This window comes from Okeania sp. SIO2B9 (genome assembly GCF_010672505.1).
GTDB lineage: Bacteria > Cyanobacteriota > Cyanobacteriia > Cyanobacteriales > Microcoleaceae > Okeania > Okeania hirsuta.
The window spans coordinates 1-1,355 of sequence record NZ_JAAHGK010001655.1 but is presented as its reverse complement, the minus strand read 5'-3'; the positions used below and the strand labels follow the sequence as shown (position 1 = coordinate 1,355).

At 33.2% G+C, this 1,355-nt stretch carries 1 protein-coding gene; it reads left to right on the top strand.

The genetic code is table 11. From position 1 onward, the window contains the following. Positions 1-407: 407 nt before the first annotated feature. Positions 408-1,055 carry a hypothetical protein gene (locus tag F6K13_RS33455; RefSeq protein WP_240038941.1) on the top strand — a complete coding sequence of 216 codons (648 nt, stop codon included), beginning with the start codon at positions 408-410 and terminating at the stop codon, positions 1,053-1,055. Positions 1,056-1,355: the final 300 nt, after the last annotated feature.

Below are 1,355 nucleotides of genomic sequence, written 5' to 3'. Positions count from 1 at the left end.
TAATACAAATTTACAGTATTTAACTAAAATCAATCGACTTACTAAACAGTCAGTTAGTTCCATAATAATTTGTAATAAAAGCTCTAAAAACAAACAACTATTACTTGATATCAACTTAATTGGGTGTTTTTCCGGAGAAGAGACTTTTTCCCAAAGCTTATGTAAATGAAAGTTTGCTTCTATCTAAAATTTCTGCTTAATTGAAAAGATCTGCAGCTATCAACAAGACGATACAATATTTAGCTAGTGAATTTCTAAATTTTTACTGACAAATCAAAATTATAATTATAATCTCATCACAACTTAGAAGTTTCTACAGATGGATAAAAATATTTTCCGCAGGCAGTAGAAAATTAAGTCAGCACAAACAAATTTTGGTGCTATTAACAATTTAGTAAGAGAAGATAATGGAGACCAATATTATGGACCCGTTACTTGAAGGTGGTGCTGCTATACAACAGCGTGATTACACCTTAATCATCGATAAAAGCAAAGATATGTATCTATCTGACTCTGCCATAGACAAAAGTCCTTGGGAACTAATGCAAGAGTCGGTAATCAAATTAGCAAGTGAATGTGAGAAGCTAGATTTAGATGGACTAACAGTTTACCTATTTTCAGACTATTTTAAACGATATGACCAGGTGACATCCACGGACTTAGCTCATATCTTCCTGGAAAATCAACCTTCGGGCAAAACTAATTTAGCAGATGCTCTTAAGGATGCTATTGATAATTATTTTGAGCGACGTGCTTTAAATACAGCAAAGCCAAATGGGGAAACTATCTTAGTTGTTACGGTAGGTGAGATAGAAGACCCTGAGCGAGTCAAGGATATTATAATTTTTGCGGCTAATAATTTGCAACAAGATGAAGAATTGGGTATTTCACTTATTCAGGTAGGAAATAAGCCTGAAGTAACAAAGTTTTTTCAATTATTAGATAATGAATTACAAACAATAGGTGCCAGGTTTGATATTTGTAATACTGTGACTATTGACGATTTGAAAAAGATGAATTTAACTGATGTTTTAATTAATGCTATCTTTAGCTAAGATAATTTTGTAGCAATTAAAATTTAGAGAACGGCTTTTTGAATTTTCCCTCTGAAGATTTAAAAGCTGGTTAATATAATGCAGGTCATTTCAGGTTGATGAGGTACAGTAACAACAATTTGTCAACCAATTTTAAAATTCTGGGGGTTGATCAAATTTAAGAAGTGTACCTCATTTACCTAAATAACACGGGAGCATGAAAGCCATCGTCTTTTAAGCGATGGATGAAAGGCGAGGAGTCGGATTTTAATCCGATGTATTTTATTTGACCGAAAAGCCACGTTGAAGGCCCCGTGTTTG